Source organism: Curtobacterium sp. 314Chir4.1 (genome assembly GCF_900215175.1).
Classification (GTDB): domain Bacteria; phylum Actinomycetota; class Actinomycetes; order Actinomycetales; family Microbacteriaceae; genus Curtobacterium; species Curtobacterium pusillum_A.
The window spans coordinates 175,582-193,449 of sequence record NZ_OCMI01000006.1; the positions used below are offsets into that span (position 1 = coordinate 175,582).

At 71.5% G+C, this 17,868-nt stretch carries 16 protein-coding genes and 1 pseudogene; 7 read left to right on the forward strand and 10 right to left on the reverse strand.

What is annotated here, in order from left to right; translation table 11 throughout:
* Positions 1–93: 93 nt before the first annotated feature.
* The 5 genes from CRP27_RS17700 to CRP27_RS17720 all read right to left on the reverse strand — a co-directional run bounded on the left by CRP27_RS17700 (position 94) and on the right by CRP27_RS17720 (position 6,304).
* A complete protein-coding gene (locus CRP27_RS17700; protein ID WP_369680024.1) occupies positions 94–1,542 on the reverse strand; it encodes a DHA2 family efflux MFS transporter permease subunit in 1,449 nt (482 codons plus the stop codon).
* A 19-nt stretch (positions 1,543–1,561) separates the two neighbouring features.
* On the reverse strand, positions 1,562–1,825 hold the full coding sequence (locus tag CRP27_RS17705) for a hypothetical protein (protein ID WP_079237915.1): 264 nt from the start codon (positions 1,823–1,825) through the stop codon (positions 1,562–1,564).
* Positions 1,822–2,463 (reverse strand): DUF308 domain-containing protein, encoded by a 642-nt coding sequence (locus CRP27_RS17710; RefSeq protein WP_097181919.1) that lies wholly within the window; start codon positions 2,461–2,463, stop codon positions 1,822–1,824. The genes CRP27_RS17705 and CRP27_RS17710 overlap by 4 nt, the downstream gene beginning before the upstream one ends.
* A gap of 166 nt (positions 2,464–2,629) precedes the next feature.
* The gene (locus tag CRP27_RS17715) at positions 2,630–4,567 is read right to left on the reverse strand and encodes a DUF11 domain-containing protein (RefSeq protein WP_097181920.1); all 1,938 of its coding nucleotides are present in this window, start codon (positions 4,565–4,567) and stop codon (positions 2,630–2,632) included.
* 99 nt (positions 4,568–4,666) lie between these two features.
* Entirely contained in the window at positions 4,667–6,304 is a 1,638-nt protein-coding gene (locus CRP27_RS17720; protein ID WP_097181921.1) for an alpha-amylase family glycosyl hydrolase, read from the reverse strand.
* A gap of 90 nt (positions 6,305–6,394) precedes the next feature.
* On the opposite strand from CRP27_RS17720, the gene CRP27_RS17725 reads away from it, so the two are divergent.
* The 5 genes from CRP27_RS17725 (at position 6,395) to CRP27_RS17745 (ending at position 10,224) form a co-directional block, all read left to right on the forward strand.
* Complete coding sequence (locus CRP27_RS17725; protein ID WP_097181922.1) at positions 6,395–6,952, forward strand: NADPH-dependent FMN reductase; 558 nt, start codon at positions 6,395–6,397, stop codon at positions 6,950–6,952.
* 147 nt (positions 6,953–7,099) lie between these two features.
* Positions 7,100–7,612 (forward strand): MarR family winged helix-turn-helix transcriptional regulator, encoded by a 513-nt coding sequence (locus CRP27_RS17730; protein ID WP_079237910.1) that lies wholly within the window; start codon positions 7,100–7,102, stop codon positions 7,610–7,612.
* Positions 7,613–7,702: 90 nt separating this feature from the next.
* The gene (locus CRP27_RS17735; protein ID WP_079237909.1) at positions 7,703–8,209 is read left to right on the forward strand and encodes a Dps family protein; all 507 of its coding nucleotides are present in this window, start codon (positions 7,703–7,705) and stop codon (positions 8,207–8,209) included.
* 12 nt (positions 8,210–8,221) lie between these two features.
* Entirely contained in the window at positions 8,222–9,022 is an 801-nt protein-coding gene (locus CRP27_RS17740) for an SDR family NAD(P)-dependent oxidoreductase (protein ID WP_097181923.1), read from the forward strand.
* 8 nt (positions 9,023–9,030) lie between these two features.
* Positions 9,031–10,224 carry an NAD(P)/FAD-dependent oxidoreductase gene (locus CRP27_RS17745; protein WP_097181924.1) on the forward strand — a complete coding sequence of 398 codons (1,194 nt, stop codon included), beginning with the start codon at positions 9,031–9,033 and terminating at the stop codon, positions 10,222–10,224.
* A gap of 97 nt (positions 10,225–10,321) precedes the next feature.
* Here the strand turns inward: CRP27_RS17745 and CRP27_RS17750 are convergent, their stop codons facing one another.
* From CRP27_RS17750 to CRP27_RS17765, 4 genes are all read right to left on the reverse strand, one after another.
* Complete coding sequence (locus CRP27_RS17750; protein WP_176505674.1) at positions 10,322–11,401, reverse strand: alpha/beta fold hydrolase; 1,080 nt, start codon at positions 11,399–11,401, stop codon at positions 10,322–10,324.
* Positions 11,402–11,481: 80 nt separating this feature from the next.
* Complete coding sequence (locus tag CRP27_RS17755; RefSeq protein ID WP_097181926.1) at positions 11,482–12,357, reverse strand: SMP-30/gluconolactonase/LRE family protein; 876 nt, start codon at positions 12,355–12,357, stop codon at positions 11,482–11,484.
* A 132-nt stretch (positions 12,358–12,489) separates the two neighbouring features.
* Positions 12,490–13,323 (reverse strand): DUF1206 domain-containing protein, encoded by an 834-nt coding sequence (locus CRP27_RS17760; protein ID WP_176505675.1) that lies wholly within the window; start codon positions 13,321–13,323, stop codon positions 12,490–12,492.
* Between the two features lie 124 nt (positions 13,324–13,447).
* Positions 13,448–14,614: an RtcB family protein gene (locus CRP27_RS17765; protein WP_097181928.1), complete on the reverse strand. Its 1,167-nt coding sequence runs from the start codon at positions 14,612–14,614 to the stop codon at positions 13,448–13,450.
* A 484-nt stretch (positions 14,615–15,098) separates the two neighbouring features.
* Here CRP27_RS17765 and CRP27_RS17770 point away from each other — a divergent pair, with 484 nt between their 5' ends.
* On the forward strand, positions 15,099–16,916 hold the full coding sequence (locus CRP27_RS17770; protein WP_097181929.1) for a glycoside hydrolase family 15 protein: 1,818 nt from the start codon (positions 15,099–15,101) through the stop codon (positions 16,914–16,916).
* Positions 16,917–16,940: 24 nt separating this feature from the next.
* Entirely contained in the window at positions 16,941–17,543 is a 603-nt protein-coding gene (locus CRP27_RS17775) for a DUF1992 domain-containing protein (protein ID WP_097181930.1), read from the forward strand.
* Positions 17,544–17,655: 112 nt separating this feature from the next.
* Here CRP27_RS17775 and CRP27_RS18345 read toward each other — a convergent pair.
* Positions 17,656–17,868: pseudogene (locus CRP27_RS18345) on the reverse strand (hypothetical protein); the annotation flags it as partial.

Below are 17,868 nucleotides of genomic sequence, written 5' to 3' on the forward strand. Positions count from 1 at the left end.
GTCGCTCGGTGTCGAGACGCCCCGTCTCCGTCGAGACGCCGCCGGATTCGGCGGTGTCTCGTGCGCGCGGAGGCGTCTCGCCCCGCCCGGGCGTCAGTCCTGGAGCAGGTGCGCGATGCCCTCGACCGAGCGCTTCGCCGTCGCGGTCGTGGAGAGGAAGCCGACGACGATGATGCCCGCGCCGATCCCGACCACGATCCACCACATGGCGTGCGTGGCCACCGCGAACCCGGCGCCGACGCTCGCCACCGCGCTCGCGCCCGTGACCGTCCCCGCGAGGGCGACCCCGAGCGAGACGCCGGTCTGCCGACTCGTCGACGCGACCGCCGCGGCCGAGCCGGACTGCGCGCGGGGCATGCCCGACACCGCAGTGTTCGTGATCGGCGCGTTGACCATCCCGAACCCGAACCCGAACAGCACGAAGGCCACGACGAGCACCCACATCGGGGTGTGGGCGTCGATGGTGGTGAGGATCGCACCGGCGCCCCCGACACCGATGCCGGCGAGGACGAGCGGGATCCGCGTGCCCACCGACCCGACGAGGCGCCCGGACAGCGGGGACACCACCATCGTCGCGACCGCGGCCGGCAGGGTCCACAGGCCGGCCTCGAACGGGGACATCCCCCGGACCTCCTGCAGGTAGAGCGCGTTGAGGAACAGGAACGCCCCGTTCGCACCGAACGCCGCGATGGCCGTCACCACGGCGGACGAGAACGGGATGCTCCGGAAGAAACGGACGTCGACGAGCGGTTCACGGCGACGACGCTCGACGGCGACGAGCACGACCAGGGAGGCCGCCGCGACGACGAACAGGCCGAGGGCCGCCGGGGACGTCCAACCGAGCCGCGGACCCTCGATGAGCCCGCCGACGAGGGTGGCGAGGAGCACGATGACGAGCACCTGCCCGACCGGGTCGAGCCGCCGGGGCTTCGGCGACTTCGACTCGGGGACGAACAGGAACGTCAGGACGATCGCCGCGATGCCGATCGGCACGTTGATCCAGAAGATCGCGCGCCACCCGACGGTGTCCGTGAGCGCCCCGCCGACGAGCGGCCCGAGCCCCATCGACACCCCGACCACCGCACCCCACACGCCCACCGCGCGGGCGCGTTCCTTCGCGTCGTCGAACGTGGCGGTGATGATCGACATCGCGACCGGGTTCATCATCGACCCGCCGACCGCCTGGACCATCCGGAAGACCACGAGCCACCCGACGCCCGGCGCGATCGAGCAGAGGAGCGACCCGACCGTGAACAGCGCGAGGCCGATCTGGAACGTCCGTCGGCGGCCGATCCGGTCAGCGGTCGAGCCCGACAGCAGGAGGAGGCTCGCCAGGACCAGTGTGTAGGCGTCGATCGTCCACTGCAGACCGGAGATGGTGCTGTCGAGCTCCCGGCCGATCGACGGCAGTGCGACGTTCACCACCGTGGCGTCCATCGACACGATGAACAGGCTCATGCAGCAGACCGCGAGGATCAGGTACCGGTGTCGGTAGCGCTGCGGCAGGTCCGGATCGCCCTGGAACGGCCGACGTGACGGCAGCGCCCGGACGGCAGGAGACTCAGTGGAAGTCGTCGCCGTCTCCTTCACCCGGGGTCTTGTGACCGCCGAGCATGTCGTTGTCGTCCTGGTCGCTCGACGACGCGAGCTGCAGCATCGCGAGCACGACCACGACGACGATGAACGCCACGCCGAGGAAGATCACGGCGAGCTGGAGTTCCCGCGTCGAGAACAGCACGACGAGTCCGGTGAAGACCGCGACGATCGCGGAGATCCCGAGGAGCTCGACCGGGCGCAGGCGGTCGCGACGGCTGGGGGTGGTCATGCGTGTGGTGCTCCGTCCGGGGCGGCTGCCGGAGCGGCCGTTCCCCACTTGTGCGAGAGTCCGGCGATCACGTGGAAGACCGCCGTGACGGCGAGGTACGCGCCGAGCAGGCCGACGAGGACGATCGACGCGTCCAGTGTGCCGGTGACCTGCTCGACGCCGCCGAGCTGTTGTGTGTAGTCGGGGGGCGTCACCAGGAAGGCGACTGCGAGCAGCAGCGTGAGGCCGCCGACGGTTGTCCAGTCACGGGCGAACGGCGAGCGACGGCGGGCACGGAGGCCCTGCGTCAGCTCGAGGGCCCCGGTCAGCACCGCGAAGGCGACGATCACGGCGATGAACGCCGGGAGCCCGAGTCCGTTGCACGCGAAGGCGGCGACCGCGGCGAGCAGCGTGACGACCGCCTGCACGAGGGTCGTGCGCCGCGACCGGTCGTCCGCGCTGAGGCGGGTGAGCCCCGCGAGCAGGAGCACGAGCCCGTCGACGACCGCGAACCCGCCGAACAGCAGCAGGCCGTAGCCCGCTGCGTGGTTGGACGAGAAGGTGATGACGAGGGCCACGATCGCGGCTGGGACGGCCCGGAGGACGGGGATCGGCCAGTACCGCGCGCGCTGGCCGGAGTCGTCCACGGAGTCGGACACGAGACCTCTTTCGGGCATGCGGATCGTGGTTCGATCCTACCGCCGGAGCGTGGTGCGGCCGACCGCGGTGGCGGTCCCGCCGCTGAGGATGCTCGAACCCGGACGGTTCCGGGTCGAACGGTCGGCGGAGCAGCACCGTTCCGGGTGCTCCGCCGACCCGTGACCGTCACGTGCTCGGTGCGTCCTCCGCCGCTGCCCGTGCCCGGCGTCGACGCGCGAGCCACCAGCAGGTACCGCCAGCCGCCACGGCCACGCCGGCGATCGCCGCGAGCAGTCCGAGGTCCTCGGCGCCCGTGTACGCGAGCGCACCCGTCCCGTTCACGGCGCGACCGCCCGGCTCCGGCGCCCGGGCGTCGTCCTGACCGCCGTCGTCGCCCGGTCCGTCGTCGCCCGGACCGCCGTCGCCGGGGCCGCCGTCATCCGGCCCGCCGTCGTCCGGGTCGACCACGCCGATGCCCACCTCGGGCGAGGGCCGCCCGCCGTCGGGGTCCGTCGGAGAGGTGGCCGTCGCGACGTTGACCACGTCGGACCCGTCGCCCTCGTACCCGGGGTCGAGTGCCGCGCGGATCCGGAAGGCGATCGACTCCCCGGCCGCGAGCGAACGCCCCGAGGAGCAGGTCACCACCTGACCGGAGGCGGTGCACCCGTCGTCCGACCCGACGAACCGCATCGCCGTCGGGAGTTCGTCCACGGCACCGACCTGTTCGGCCGGCTCCGGTCCGACGTTCCGCGCGGTGACGGTGTACTCGACCTCGTCACCGGGGGCGATGCCGGTCGACGGCTCGACGGACTTGTCGGTCTCCACGTGCGCCACCGGCTCGGCTCCGACCTCGATCGTCGCGCTCGCGGCGGAGACGTTGTCGGACTCGTCGACGTCCGCCAGGGAGGGCGCAGTGCGGATCGTCGCGACGCTGTCGAGGCCGCCGGTCGTCCCGGCCGGGAGCTCCCCGCGCACCGTGACGGTGGCCACTCCGTCACGCGGGAGGTCGACCTCGGTCGAGACGTCGCCCGTGCCGGACGGCGACCCGCACGAGGACCCGGCGTCGGCGGAACACGACCACGTCACGTCCTGCAACACGTCGGGGACGTCGACGTCGAGGGCGCTCGGAGCCGACCCGTTGGGGCCGACGTTGCGTGCGACCACGTCGTACTCGACCACGTCGCCGGCCGTCGCGGTCGGCGCGAGGTCGTGCTCCACGGCGAGGTCGGCGGGCTGCCACACGCGCAGGGCGTCGATCTCGTGCGCGTTCACGTGGGACCCGGTCGCTGCGGAGAACCCGAGACGGAGCGTGCGCGGGAGCGGTGCCTGTCCGTCGCCGTGCAGGGGCACCCGGTCGAGTACCGTCCGCATCGCACCGGAGGCCTCGAGCCGCACGGTGACGGAGAGCTCGCCCGCAGACCCGGGCAGGAGGGTCACCCGCACCTTCCGGGGTCGCGGGCCCTCGGTCTCCACGTCGCCGGGTGCGCTGACTCCGTCGACGTAGCGGTAGCCGTCCAGACCGTTGCCCGACCCGCGGATCACCACGGACTCGGCCTGTGGGCCCGGGCCCGACTGGTTGAGCGGTTGGGAGAAGTTGCCGTACTGGTCGAGCGCGATCCCGGCGAAGGCACCGGGGAGTCCCGGCAGGTCGCAGGGGAACTCGCCGCCCTGGCTCTGCTCGTGCCGGCAGGAGTAGCCGAGGGCCGCGCCGAACGCTCCGACGCCCTGCGGTGCGGCGCCGTCCGCGAGGGAGAGCACCAGGCCGTCCGCCCCGGGATCGCCCACGTCGTTCCACATGGCGTACTCGAACTCGATCTCGAGCCCGAGGTCGGACGGGAACGTGTCGTCGGTCGACCACGCTCCGGCCTGCTTCTGGACGTCGTCGGTGAGCCGCAGTCGGCCGTCGGCGATCACGGCGTGCCCGTCGGGGGTGCCACCCGCGGCGGAGTCGAAGTGGTTCGTGTACGGGAAGGCGAGCTCGTCGGCGGACGACGCGGCGGTGCTGAACGCGGGCGCGGCGAGGACGCCGAGCGCGGTGACCGCGCTCGCGACGGCCACGGCGAGCCGGACGGGACGGGACCGGGCGGCCGCACGGCCGCTCGTCGGGGTGTTGGGATCTCTCATGCCCCGATGGTCGCGACCGGGTGGTGACCAGCAGGCGGACGTCGGACGATCTGTGGATCGCCACCCCGTGCCTCCAGGCTGTGGAGGAGGATCCTCGGGTCAGGCGAGCCAGACCGTCGCCTCACCCGGCAGCGCACCGTCCGTCAGCGGTCCGGACGACACCACGACCGACCCGGCGGGCAGGGCGACCGGCTCCGTGCCGAAGTTCGTGACCGACCGCCACCCGTCGTGGCGTGCGAACGCGACGACGCCGTCGCCCGCGTCGATCCACTCGAGCAATTCACCCCGCTGCAGCTGCCGCCGGGCGGCGAGTGCCGCACGGTACAGCGACAGCGTCGACGACTCGTCGCCCGACTCCGCCTCGACCGACGACGCCCCGAAGTCGGCGGGCTGCGGCAGGTGGGGCGCCACCGCTCCGAAGCCGAACGAGGGCCCCGACGTCGTCCAGGGGATCGGCACACGGCAGCCGTCCCGGCCCTTCACGGTGTGGCCGGTGCGGATCCACTTCGGATCCTGCAGCAGGTCGTGCGGGATCGCCGCGGCCTCCTGCAGCCCGAGCTCCTCGCCCTGGTAGACGTACGACGACCCCGGCAGCGCCAGCACGAGGAGCGTCGCCGCGCGCGCCCGACGGAGCCCCCGCTCGCGGTCGAGCGTCGGCTGCGTGCCGTCGGTCATCAGCCAGGCGTCGGTGTCGGTGCCGTCCGGCAGCCCGTACCGGGTCGCGTGCCGCACGACGTCGTGGTTCGACAGCACCCACGTGCTGGATGCCCCGGATTCACGCGAAGCAGCGAGGTTCCTGTCGATGACCGTCCGGAACGCCGACGCGTCGAAGGGCGCCTCGAGCAGGTCGAAGTTGAACGCCTGACCGAGTTCGGTCGGCCGCGCGTAGAGCACCCTGCGGGGCGCGGGGGCCCAGGCCTCGGCGACCGCGGCACGGGGCGGGTCGTACTCGTCCAGGACGGTCCGCCACGACTCGAAGATCGCGTGCACCTCGTCGCGGTCGTAGAGCGGGTCCGAGCCGTCGAGCGGCAGCGCGTGCTCGTTCGACGGGCGGTACGGCGTCGAGAGGTCCTTCGCCAGCCCGTGGGCGACGTCCACCCGGAAGCCGTCGACGCCGCGGTCGGACCAGAAGCGCAGGGTGTCCTCGAAGTCGCTCCGGACCGACGGGTTCGACCAGTCCAGGTCGGGCTGCTCCGGGGCGAACAGGTGCAGGTACCACTGGCCGTCCGGGACCCTGGTCCACGCACTCCCGCCGAAGTTCGACACCCAGTCGCTCGGCGGCTGCTCGCCCGAGGGACCGGCGCCGTCGCGGAACACGTAGCGCGCCCGTTCGGGTGACCCGGGCGCAGCGGCGAGCGCCGCCTGGAACCAGACGTGGGAGGACGAGGTGTGGTTCGGCACGACGTCGACGATGACCCGCACGTCGTGCTCGTGCGCCGCCCGGACCAGTGCGTCGAAGTCGTCGAGCGTCCCGAGTCGAGGGTCGACGGCACGGTAGTCGGCGACGTCGTAGCCGCCGTCGGCCAGGGGTGACGGGAAGAACGGCGAGAGCCAGATCGCGTCGACGCCGAGCGACGCCAGGTACGGCACGCGACTCGTGATCCCGGCGACGTCACCCAGCCCGTCGCCGTCCGCGTCGGCGAAGCTGCGTGGGTAGACCTGGTAGACGACGGCGTTCCGCCACCAGTCCGGGTCGGTCGTGCGCGGTGTGCTGGCCGGCGTCCGAAGCGTGCTCACGTCGTCAACCTACACAGACGGGAATACCCCGGTGGTCGGATGCTTTGGTTGTCGGTGACACCTTTCCGCTCCAGAACGAACAGGATCCCCATGACGAACGTCCTCGCCCTCGTCGGCAGCCTCCGCGCCGACTCGATCAACCGCAAGCTCGCCGAGGCGGCAGTCCACCACGCGCCGGAGGGCATCGAGGTCACCACGTTCGACGGCATCGTCGACCTGCCCTTCTACAACGAGGACATCGACGGCGAGACCCCGCCCGCCTCCGCCGTCGCGTTCCGCGCCGCCATCGACGCTGCCGACGCCGTCCTGCTCGTCACGCCCGAGTACAACGGCACGATCCCGGCCGTCCTGAAGAACGCGCTCGACTGGGCCTCCCGTCCGTTCGGCGCCTCCCCGATCTCGGGCAAGCCCCTCGCCGCGATCGGTTCGGCGTTCGGCCAGTACGGCGGTGTCTGGGCGCACGACGACGCCCGCAAGGTCGCCGGCATCGCCGGTGCGAAGGTCCTGGAGGACGTCAAGGTCGCCATCCCGCAGTCGGTCGTCCGCTTCGCGGAGACCCACCCGCGCGAGGACGCCGAGGTCACCGAGCTCGTGCAGGGCGCGCTGACCGCGCTCGCCGACGCGTCGGCCGAGCAGGTCGCCGCCTGACGCGACCGGATCACGCGCGACCACGTCGCGTCCTGGAGGCGCGGTGCAGGCTGGCACCGTGCCTCCAGTCCGTCAGCGGGGTGCGGAAGAGCGCATCCCGTGAGGTCCCTAGACAGCCTGACAACGAGACGGGCTAACCTGAACCGCATGGCCACGCAGGAGATGACGGAGCCGTCCGGGTACTGGTTCCCCGACGACGACGCGACGCAGCGCGGCGTCGCCGTCCTGAACGCCCTGCGCCGCTACCGTGCCGCCGAGACGGCCATGCGCCGCCGGACCCGTGACTCGATGGGCATGGGCGAGACCGACCTGCTCGCCGTCCGCTTCCTGCTCCAGGCCCAGCGGTCCGGCCGGTCGGTCAGCCCGAAGGACCTCGCCGCCTACCTCAAGATCTCCTCGGCGTCGACGACGATCCTCATCGACCGCCTCGTCAAGTCGAACCACGTCCGCCGCGACCCGCACCCGACCGACCGTCGCGCGCTCGTCATCACGCCGACGACCGAGACCGACGACGAGGTCCGCGCCACCCTCGGGATCATGCACCGCCGGATGATGTCGATCGCCGAGGGCCTGTCCGCCGACGACGCCCGGGTCGTCGCCGTGTTCCTCGAGCAGATGCGCTCCGCCGTCGACCAGGTCGACCCCGTCGTCTCGCACTGATCGTCCGCGGGGGACGCCGTTCTGAGCGGACGTCCTGCCGCACCGCGTAGACCGGTCTGGTACCGGCCACCAACGCGGAAGGAACCGATCATGCACGCATCGGACAAGCTCGCCAAGAACCTCCAGGCGGTCCTCGTGGACCTCATCGACCTGCACGTCCAGGGCAAGCAGGCCCACTGGAACATCCTCGGGACGAACTTCCGGGACCTCCACCTCCAGCTCGACGAGATCGTCGACGCGGCCCGTGAGTTCGCCGACGACACCGCGGAGCGCATGCGTGCGCTCTACGCCGTGCCGGACGGCCGCTCGAGCACGGTCGCCGCGACCAGCCACCTCGACCAGTTCCCCGAGGGCGAGATCACGACGCACGACGCGATCGACCAGGTCACGCTGCGCCTCTACCAGGCCACCGGGACCATGCGCGACGTCCACGACGAGGTCGACGAGGAGGACCCGACGACCGCGGACCTGCTCCACGGCTTCATCGAGCGCCTCGAGCAGCTCGCGTGGATGGTCTCCGCGGAGAACCGCGCACCGAGCACCCCGCTCGCATCGGCGACCACGCCGGCCGTGGCCGACGCCTCGGCACACGCGTAGAGCGGAGCGCACGTGGACCTCGGCATCCAGGGGAAGACCGCGCTCGTCTTCGGCGGTGACTCCGGCATCGGTTGGAACACGGCCCGCATCCTCCTCGCAGAGGGCGCGACGGTCGTGGTCAGCGACCTCGACCAGGCGCAGCTCGACAACAGCGCCGACCAGCTCGAGGCGCCGCAGGGCAAGCTCCACGCCTTCGCGGCCGACGTCCGGAGCGCCGCGAGCCTCGCCGACCTGCACACGAAGGTGCGCGACGCCGTCGGGGAGATCGACATCCTCGTACAGTCGTCCGGTGTCACCGGCGCGCAGGGCATGTTCCACGAGATCGACGAAGCCGGCTGGGCGGAGACGATCGACATCGACCTGATGGGCCCGGTCCGCATCACGCGCGAGTTCATCGGCGATCTGCGGAACGGCGGCTGGGGTCGCATCGTCTACCTGGTGTCCGAGGACGCCACCCAGCCCTACGACGACGAGCTCCCCTACTGCGCTGCCAAGGCCGGGGTGCTGTCGTTCGCGAAGGGGCTCTCGCGCAGTTACGCGAAGGAGGGTCTGCTCGTGAACACGGTGTCGCCGGCGTTCATCCACACGCCGATGACGGACGCGATGATGGACAAGCGCTCGAAGGAACTCGGCACGTCCTTCGACCACGCGATCGAGTCCTTCCTCGACGAGGAACGTCCGTACATGGAGCTGGGACGCCGCGGCGAGCCGGAGGAGGTCGCGAACGTCGTCGCGTTTCTCTGCTCCGACCTCGCCAGCTTCGTGAACGGCTCGAACTACCGGGTCGACTCCGGCTCGGTCGCGACGATCTAGGAGACGCCTTGACCGACTACCGCTACCTCATCGTCGGCGGCGGGATGGTCGCGGACGCCGCAGCACGGGGCGTCCGCGAACTCGACGCCGACGGCTCGATCGGCATCATCAGCGAGGACGTCGACCGGCCCTACGCCCGGCCGGCGCTCTCGAAGAAGCTGTGGACCGACCCCGACTTCAGCTGGGACGAGAAGGTCGACCTGCACACCGAGGAGACCGGGGCGTCCTTCGTGCTCGGCACCGCGGTCACGGCGATCGACCGTGCCGCGAAGACCGTAACGACGGCCGACGGCGACACCCACGGCTACGAGCGCCTGCTCATCGCCACGGGTGGCAAGCCGCGGGGCCTGCCCGGCCTCGAGCCGTCGGAGCGGGTGCTCGACTACCGGAGCGCCGCCGACTACCGACGGCTCCGTGAGCTCGCCGACGCCGGGGCCCACGTGGCCGTCGTCGGCGGCGGGTACATCGGCACCGAGATCGCGGCGGGCATCGTGCAGAACGGCGCCCGCGTCACGCTCGTCGACCCGGACGAGGTCGTCGGCGGCCGGATGTTCCCGGACGACCTCGCGCAGGCGTTCCAGCAGCGGTTCACGGACCACGGCGTCACCCTCCGCACCGGCCGACGGGTGGAGCAGGGCAGCGAGCACGAGGGCGGGGTCACCCTGACCCTCGACGACGGCTCCACGGTCGAGGCCGACGCGGTCGTCGTCGGACTCGGCATCGAACCGGCCACGAAGCTCGCTGCCGACGCGGGACTGACCGTGCGGGACGGCATCCTCGTCTCCTCGACGCTGCTGACCGACGACGACTCGGTCTTCGCCGCGGGGGACGTCGCCGAGTACCCCGACCGGATCCTCGGCACCCGCCGCGTCGAACACGTCGACAACGCGCAGCAGCAGGGTCGGCAGGCCGGCCGGAACCTCGCCGACGCGGACGAGACGTACGACCACACGCCGATGTTCTACTCCGACGTCTTCGACATGGGGTACGAGGCCGTCGGGCAGGTGACGACGAAGCTCCGCACCGTCGAGGACTGGCAGGAACCGACGGTCACCGGCGTCGTCTACTACCTCGACGACGACGACACCGTGCGCGGTGTGCTGCTCTGGAACGTCTGGGACAAGACGGACGAGGCCCGCAAGGTGCTCGCCGAGGCGCACGCGCTGACGCGCGACATGCTGCCGGGCCGCATCACGCCCTGACGCGCGTCCCGCGCTCTGGAGGTGACGACCTGGAGGCGCGGTGCCGGTTCTCGAGACCGGCACCGCGCCTCCAGGCGGTCCAGCCCACTGCGTCGCTTCAGCCGGCGTCGCGCATCTCGGGGGCGACCGTGTCGACGACCTCCCGGCGGTCCTCCGGATCGACGGGCAGGTCGTCGCCGTCGGCCATCGCGACCGCGTGCGCGGACTTCGCCGCCTCGAGCGTCTCGTCGTCGTTCCTCGCCATCCCGAACAGCTCGACGAACCGCGACTTCACGAGCAGCCAGGCCTCGCGCGGGCCGAGCCGGGAGAGGTCCGACGCCGTCGAGTCGTCCCGCACCCGCTGCAGCGAGGAGACCCCCCGGTCCGGGAGCCGACCCGCGACGTGGTCCACGGCGAGCCGAGCCACCGCGTCCGCCTGGGCGTGCATCACCGAGTGGGCACCGTCCACGACCTCGCGCAGGACCGCGTAGGGGAACACCCGAGCCAAGCGGCGCACCCAGTCCCGCGGGACCATCGCGTCGTACTCGCCGCGGACGATGAGCGTGTGTGCCTGCACGTGTGCGGCGCGCTCCTCGATCGGGAACGCGATCATCCGCGGCAGCACCTTCGAGAACCAGTGCCAACCGCAGAGCGCGTACGCCGTGATGCCGTGCCACCGGACCGCCGCCGGCTCGTGCAGCGTCGACCGGAGGAACCGGAACGCCGACTGCCGGACCGTGCGGGCGTGCGAGTCGACCACCGGGCTGATGAGCACCAGGTCGGAGATCTCCGGCCGCCGGGCAGCGACCTCCGTCACCACCTGCGTCCCCATCGAGTGTCCGACGAGCACCGGGTCGACCAGACCGAGGTCGTCGATGACCTTCTCGACGGCGTCGGCGTACCGCTCGATCGAGACCCTGCCACGGAACCGCGGGACGCCCGCGAACCCCGGGAGGTCCAGGGCGTGCACCGGCCCGTTCTCGTTGAGGTGCGGGGCGAGCCGCTCGTAGTAGGTCGCAGCGATCCCGAGTCCGGCCACGAGCAGGAACGCCCGCTCGCCCGGCTCGCCGATCGAGCTCACCCGGACGTAGGTGCCGTCGACGGCGACCCGGTCGACCTCCACGGTGACGTCCGCGTTCTCGGCCCGTGCGAGGTCGCTCGCCGGGTCCGGGGTGGCTGCCGTGTGGTCGTCGTGCACTTCGGTCTCCTCGGGTCGGGCGAGCGCCCACGATACCCGCCGTCCCACCGGGAGTCCTGGTCACCGGGGCCGCGCGCCCGTCAGCCGCTGAACGTGTTCGCGGGGAACCCGTGCACCCGGGTCGGCACCGCGAAGACCGCGCCCGAGTGCGGATGCGCGTCGAGCTGCTCCTCGGTGAGGTTCTCCCGCGCCGTGGCGACGAACAGGGTCGACATGTCCGGGCCGCCGAACGCGACCGAGGTGACGTTCGGTGCGGCGAGCTCGACGGTCTCGAGGTGCGACCCGTCCGCGCCGTACCGCTCGACACGGCCCCCGCCGTAGATCGCGCTCCAGAAGCACCCCTCGTCGTCGCGGACGAGTCCGTCGTGCGCCTGGCCGACGACGAACGGCTCGAGTTCGCCGAGCTCGCCGTCGGGGCCGTACGGGGCGCGGTAGATCGTCGAGGCGCTCGTGTCCGTGACGTACATCGTGGTGTCGCCGTCCGACCACTCGATCCCGTTCGTCACCCCGAAGCCGCCCCGGAGCAGCCGCGTCGCGCCGTCCGCCTCGACCGAGTAGAGCGCTCCGTCCGGCTCCCCCGTCGTCAGGTCCATGCTGCCGACCAGGAACCGGCCGAACGGGTCGCACTTGCCCTCGTTGAAGCGGTGCCCCGGACCGGCGTGCTGCACGCGGGCGATCTCCCGCTCGACGGTGCCCTCGGCGTCGGTCACCACCACCACGTCCCCGAGCGCCGCGACGAACCCGCCGGCGGCTCGGGGTTGGAAGCTCGCGAGCGGGGGCGGCAGCGGCACGCTCGACTCGAGCGAGCCGCGGGCGTCGGCCGTGTTCAGCGTCCCGAGCGTGATGTCGGTCCAGCGCAGCCGCTGCCCTGCCGGGTCCCACACGATGCTCTCGGCGAGGACCGCTCGGGCGTCGGAGAAGACGGTCACGGGTCCGGTCGTCGCGGTGGCGCTCATGCCCCCGGTCTACCGGTGACGCCTCCGTTCGTCCCCAGCGGAGGAGGGCCGAGACTCGGCCTGGGCGACAGTTCTCGGGCCGTTCGCCGCGAGCCCTGTCGCCCACGACGAGACTCGGCCGGGGCCCGTGCGTCAGAGCCGGGCGTAGCGGGCGCGGAAGAAGCTGTACACGCCGAAGGCCAGGAACCCGATGCCGATCGCCACCAGGACGAACACACCCCCGGGCATGCTCCGGAGCGCGTCGAAGGCCCCGTCGAGCCCGGTGGCCTGGTCGGGGTTGCTGCGGATGCCCGCGACCGCGATGAGCACGCCGACGATCACGACCGCGAGGCCCTTGAGCACGTAACCGACCACGCCGAGCACCGTCACGACCCGCTCGACCGACTGCGGCGGGTGCACGAGCTGCTTCCAGAACGAGCGTCGGCAACCGATCACGATCAGCCCGATCCCGATCGCGATCGCGATCGCCGCGACGAGGAGCAGGAGGAACACCCCGCCCGGTGTCGCGAGCGCCTTCGCCGCCGCACTCCGGCTCGAGCCGCTCGAGCTCTTCCCCGCCCCCACCGCGTACGACGCGGCCGAGTACGCGATGATCCAGTAGACGATGGCCTTGCCGACGTTCTTGAGTCGGTTGCCCCAGGCGCGGGCGCTGTCGGTGCGTCCGCCGACCACGGCCTCGACGACGAGCCGGACGGCCAGCGCCGCGGTGGCGACGGCGACGAGCCAGAGCAGCACGACGCCGCCGGGGACCGCCGCGATCTGCTGCAGTGCGCCGGACTGGTCGGTCTCGCTGCCGGACGACCCGTTCCCGACGCCGAGCAGGATCGCGAGGTAGCCGATGAGCAGGTGGACGATGCCGCTGCCGACGAACCCTGCGCGTGCGGTCACCTCGAACCAGCGGCTGTCCGCGACCCGCTTCGCTTCACGGCCGGTCTTCCGGGCCGCCTGTTCCGTCTGCTCACTCACCCCACTGAGCGTGCCTGACGGAACGGCCCGTGTCCGGAAGGGGCGGTGGGTCCCAGCCACCTGCCGGGCTGGAGGCGCGGGGCTGGCCCGCCCCGCGCCTCCAGTCCGACCATGGGTCGCGACGTCAGTCGCCCTTCACGTTGACGACCTGGCGCAGCGTGTGCCGGACCGACACGAGCTCCGCCGCGTCGGCCATCACCTGGTCGATGGGCTTGTACGCCGCGGGGATCTCGTCGAGGAACGCATCGGTGTCGCGGTACTCGATGCCGACCATCGCTGCCCGGAGCTCGTCGTGCGTGAAGGTCTTCCGGGCTGCAGAGCGCGAGTACAGCCGACCGGCACCGTGCGGCGACGACTCGAGCGACGGCTTGTTGCCGAGGCCTTCGACGACGTACGACGCGGTGCCCATCGATCCGGGGATGAGCCCGGGCTGCCCGGCCTTCGCCTGGATCGCGCCCTTCCGGGACACCCACACCGACTTCCCCCAGTGCGTCTCACGCTGGGTGAAGTTGTGGTGGCAGTTGATCCGCTCCTGCTCGTCGACCGGCTGCCCGAGGACCTCGGACAGCTGCCGCACGACCCGGTCCATCATCTCCTCGCGGTTGAGGAGCGCGAAGTGCTGGGCCCACCGCAGCTCGGCGATGTACCGGTCGAACTCCGGGGTGCCCTCGACCAGGTACGCCAGGTCGGGGTCCGGGAGCTCGATCCACCAGCGCTGCATCATCCGCTTGGCGACCCTGATGTGCCGCTGGGCGATCTTGTTGCCGACGCCCCGGGACCCGGAGTGCAGGAACAGCCAGACCCGGTCCACCTCGTCGAGGGAGACCTCGATGAAGTGGTTGCCGGACCCGAGGGTCCCGAGCTGGTTCCGCCAACCGCCGTGCGCGCCCGCGGGGTCGAACCCGGCGGCGGCCGCCATCGTCTCGAGTTCCGCGATCCGGGGCGCGGCGGTGGCGACGATCTTCCGGTTCGACGCGCCGGCCGACAGCGGGATGGCCCGCTCGATCTGCTCGCGGAGCTCCTGCAGGTCGTCGGGCAGGTCGCCCTTCGTGAACTGGGTCCGGACCGCGATCATGCCGCAGCCGATGTCCACGCCGACGGCTGCCGGCATCACTGCGCCGAGGGTCGGGATGACCGATCCGACGGTGGCGCCGAGGCCGAGGTGGGCGTCCGGCATGAGTGCCAGGTGCGGGAACACGAACGGCATGCGAGCGGTGGTGCGCGCCTGCTGCTCGGTGTTCTCCTCGAGCATCGAGGCCCAGCTCAGCAGCCGGTCGTTGATCTTCTTCATCGCTTCGTCTCGCTTTCGTGACGGTCGTCGACGACGGTCGTCGGCGACGTCTTCGGTGACGGTCCGAGGCGGACTCCGGCTGCCGTTCCGGGTCACGACGTGTGACGTTCGGAGGGCAGCGCCGTGGAGAGGACGCCCCGGGCCGGGTGGGCACGGGGCGTCGGGTGACGTCGCGTGCCTACGCGGGATAGCGGTCGGACTGCTGCTCGTTGCGCTGTTCGGGCAGCACGAGGAGCGTGTCGAGCTGGAGCTCGACTCGCTGTTCGTGGTGCTGCACGGCGCGCATGCGCGGTCCTTCCGGTGGTGCCCGGGACGGGCGGTCCTGCCGATGGGCAGGAGCACGACAGTAGTGCGACACGCCCGGGGTGCACAAGTCACGCCGGGCGTGTCGCCGGTTCTCCACGGTCTGGAGGCTCGGATGCGTTCTCCACAGCGGGGTACGCCCGCCTGATGGTCGGGTCCAGGGCCCGGGCAGTCTTGGAGCATGACCGAGCGGACCCGAGACACCCCCGACGCGACCGACAACGAGGAGCGCACAGACGGCTACGTCCCACTCCGCTCCTACGGTGCCATCGGCGACGGGCGGACGGTCGCGCTCATCGCGCGCGACGGTCGGATCGACTGGCTGCCGATCCCGGCGATGGACTCACCGCCGGTGTTCGCGAGCATCCTCGATGCCGAGCACGGCGGACACGTCGCACTGCGACCGGTCGACGGAACCGCCGAGGTCTCCCGCGAGTACCTGTCAGGGACGAACGTCCTCGTCACGACGTGGACGACGTCGTCGGGCCGTGCGACCGTGACGGACGCGATGGTCACCGGTGTCGCCGGCCGGCTGCCGTGGGCGGAGGTCGCACGCTGCGTGCAGGGCGTCGAGGGCACGGTCGAACTGGAGTGGGCGGTCGTGCCGGGCACCCTCCTGAACACCACCGAGCCGAAGCGCCTCGACACCGCGAACGGCGCCGTGATCGGGATCGACGGCATCACGATCGCCATCGTCGAGCAGGGGTTCGAGCCCGTGCACGACGACGGCCCCCGGTTCTCCGGCCGCTTCACCACCACGGCCGGGTCGAAGCACATCCTCACGATCGTCGGCACCCACGACGAGCCGATCTTCATGCCTCGGCCGGAGAGCGCCCTCGACGCGATGGACCGCACCATCGACAACTGGGCGACCTGGTCCGAGGAGTTCTCCTACGACGGCCCGTGGTCCGACGCGGTGCAGCGGAGCGCCCTCGCCCTCAAGCTGCTCATCTACTCCCCCACCGGCGCCATCGCGGCGGCCCCGACGACGAGCCTGCCCGAGGACCGCACCGGCGGGAAGAACTGGGACTACCGGTTCGCCTGGGTGCGAGACCTGTCGTACACGGTGCACGCGCTCACCCGGTTCGGCCTGCGCGAGGAGACCCACGCCGCGGTCTCGTGGGTGATGGAGACGATCGCCGAGCACGACGCGGACATGCCGATCTTCTACCGGCTCGACGGGTCGAAGAGCGACGGCGTCGAGGAACGCGACGTCCCGGGGTGGAACGGGGTCGGCCCGGTCACGATCGGGAACCGCGCGGGCGACCAGCTGCAGCTCGGCGTCTGGGGTGACGTCTTCGAGATCCTGCGGCAGTACGTCCGGGCCGGGAACGTCCTCGACCGCAAGACCGCGGCGGTCCTGCAGGGCCTCGCCGACGACGCCTGCCACCGCTGGGAGGAGCAGGACTCGGGCATGTGGGAACTCGAGGAAGCGCAGCACTACGTCACGAGCAAGATCGGCTGCTGGCAGGCACTCGACGCCGCGATCGAGCTGCACGACGCCGGCATGATCGACGGCCCGCGTGACAAGTGGGTGGAGAACCGCGAGCTCATCGTGCAGTGGGTCGGGGAGCACGGCTGGGACGAGGAGCGCGGCCACTACGTGATGTACCCGGGCTCCGACAAGCTCGACACGTCGATCCTGCTGCACGCGATGAGCGCGTTCGATCGCGGTTCCCGGATGGAGTCGACGATCCGGGCGATCGAGGACCAGCTGCAGCGTGGCCCGCTCGTGTACCGCTACTCCGGCATCGAGGACGAGGAGTCCCCGTTCGTGGCGTGCTCGTTCTGGCTGGTCGCAGCGATGGCGTGCGTCGGCCGGGTCGACGATGCCCGGGTCCTGATGGACGAGATGGTCGAGCAGGCGAACGACGTCGGGCTGTTCAGCGAGATGATCAGCGAGGACGGCGCGTTCATGGGGAACCTCCCGCAGGGGCTCTCGCACCTCGCCCTCATCCAGGCAGCGCTCACGGTCGAGGAACTCTCGCGCGATTCGTGAGTCCGTGTGCAAGATGGAAGCACGATGAACGACGTCGATGCACGCATGGACCGGTTGCGGCGGGCCGCCCGCTACCGGTACCAGCAGCTCGTGGACAGCGAGATCGAACGCGGCTCCCTCGACCCGGACGAGGTCCGCGAGGAACGTCGGCTCCTGCAGGCCGCCGACGTCGCGGCGCACGCCAGGGCCCAGATCGAACAGGCCGAACGCCGCGGCGCCTTCGAGGGGAACCCGTACCACGGCAAGCCACTGCCCGGGAACGACGGCCGGCACGATCCCGACTGGTGGATCAAGTCGAAGATCGAGCGGGAGGACATCCGCGGCATCGCACCGCCCGCCCTGTCGCTCCGCACCGAGGACGCCGAACTCGATGCCCACCTCGACGACCTGTCCGTCGAGACCGACGTCCGTGCCGTGCTCGAGGACTTCAACGCGCGCGTGAAGGAGGCCCGTCGGCAGCTGCTCGGCGGGCCACCGGTGGTGACCCCGCTCCGCGACGTCGACGAGGAGTTGTCCCGGTGGCGGGATCGCCGGCAGGCGCGCCAGCAGGCAGACGCGCGCGCCGCGGCCGAACGCGCCGCGGCGTCCGAGGACCGGCCACGCCGCTGGTGGCAGCGACGTCGGTGAGGTGATCCGCGCCTCCAGGCCGTGGCCGTGGTCGCCGCGGTCCGCACACGCCGGAACGACCGCAGCACCACGCGGTCTGCGTGGTGCTGCGGTCGTCCCTGGCGCGGAAGCGTTACTTGATCTTGGCGGTGATGGTGGCGGTGCCGACGAGGAGGCCGCTCTTGACGGCGTCGGTCTTGAAGGTGCTGTTGAGCAGCTTCGCCGCGTCACCCGAGACGTGCACCGTGGTGCCGGTCAGGATCGCGTTGTCACCCTCGAGCTGCAGCGGCTTGAGCGTGCCACCGTGCAGCGAGAACAGGTACGCGTTCGCAACCGCGACCTTGCC

Excerpts from the sequence above, each read along its gene's own strand:
- CRP27_RS17705 (WP_079237915.1), bottom strand. The coding sequence starts at position 1,825 with ATGACCACCCCCAGCCGTCGCGACCGCCTGCGCCCGGTCGAGCTCCTC.
- CRP27_RS17715 (WP_097181920.1), bottom strand. The coding sequence starts at position 4,567 with ATGAGAGATCCCAACACCCCGACGAGCGGCCGTGCGGCCGCCCGGTCC.
- CRP27_RS17725 (WP_097181922.1), top strand. The coding sequence starts at position 6,395 with ATGACGAACGTCCTCGCCCTCGTCGGCAGCCTCCGCGCCGACTCGATC.
- CRP27_RS17730 (WP_079237910.1), top strand. The coding sequence starts at position 7,100 with ATGGCCACGCAGGAGATGACGGAGCCGTCCGGGTACTGGTTCCCCGAC.
- CRP27_RS17735 (WP_079237909.1), top strand. The coding sequence starts at position 7,703 with ATGCACGCATCGGACAAGCTCGCCAAGAACCTCCAGGCGGTCCTCGTG.
- CRP27_RS17755 (WP_097181926.1), bottom strand. The coding sequence starts at position 12,357 with ATGAGCGCCACCGCGACGACCGGACCCGTGACCGTCTTCTCCGACGCC.
- CRP27_RS17765 (WP_097181928.1), bottom strand. The coding sequence starts at position 14,614 with ATGAAGAAGATCAACGACCGGCTGCTGAGCTGGGCCTCGATGCTCGAG.
- CRP27_RS17770 (WP_097181929.1), top strand. The coding sequence starts at position 15,099 with ATGACCGAGCGGACCCGAGACACCCCCGACGCGACCGACAACGAGGAG.
- CRP27_RS17775 (WP_097181930.1), top strand. The coding sequence starts at position 16,941 with ATGAACGACGTCGATGCACGCATGGACCGGTTGCGGCGGGCCGCCCGC.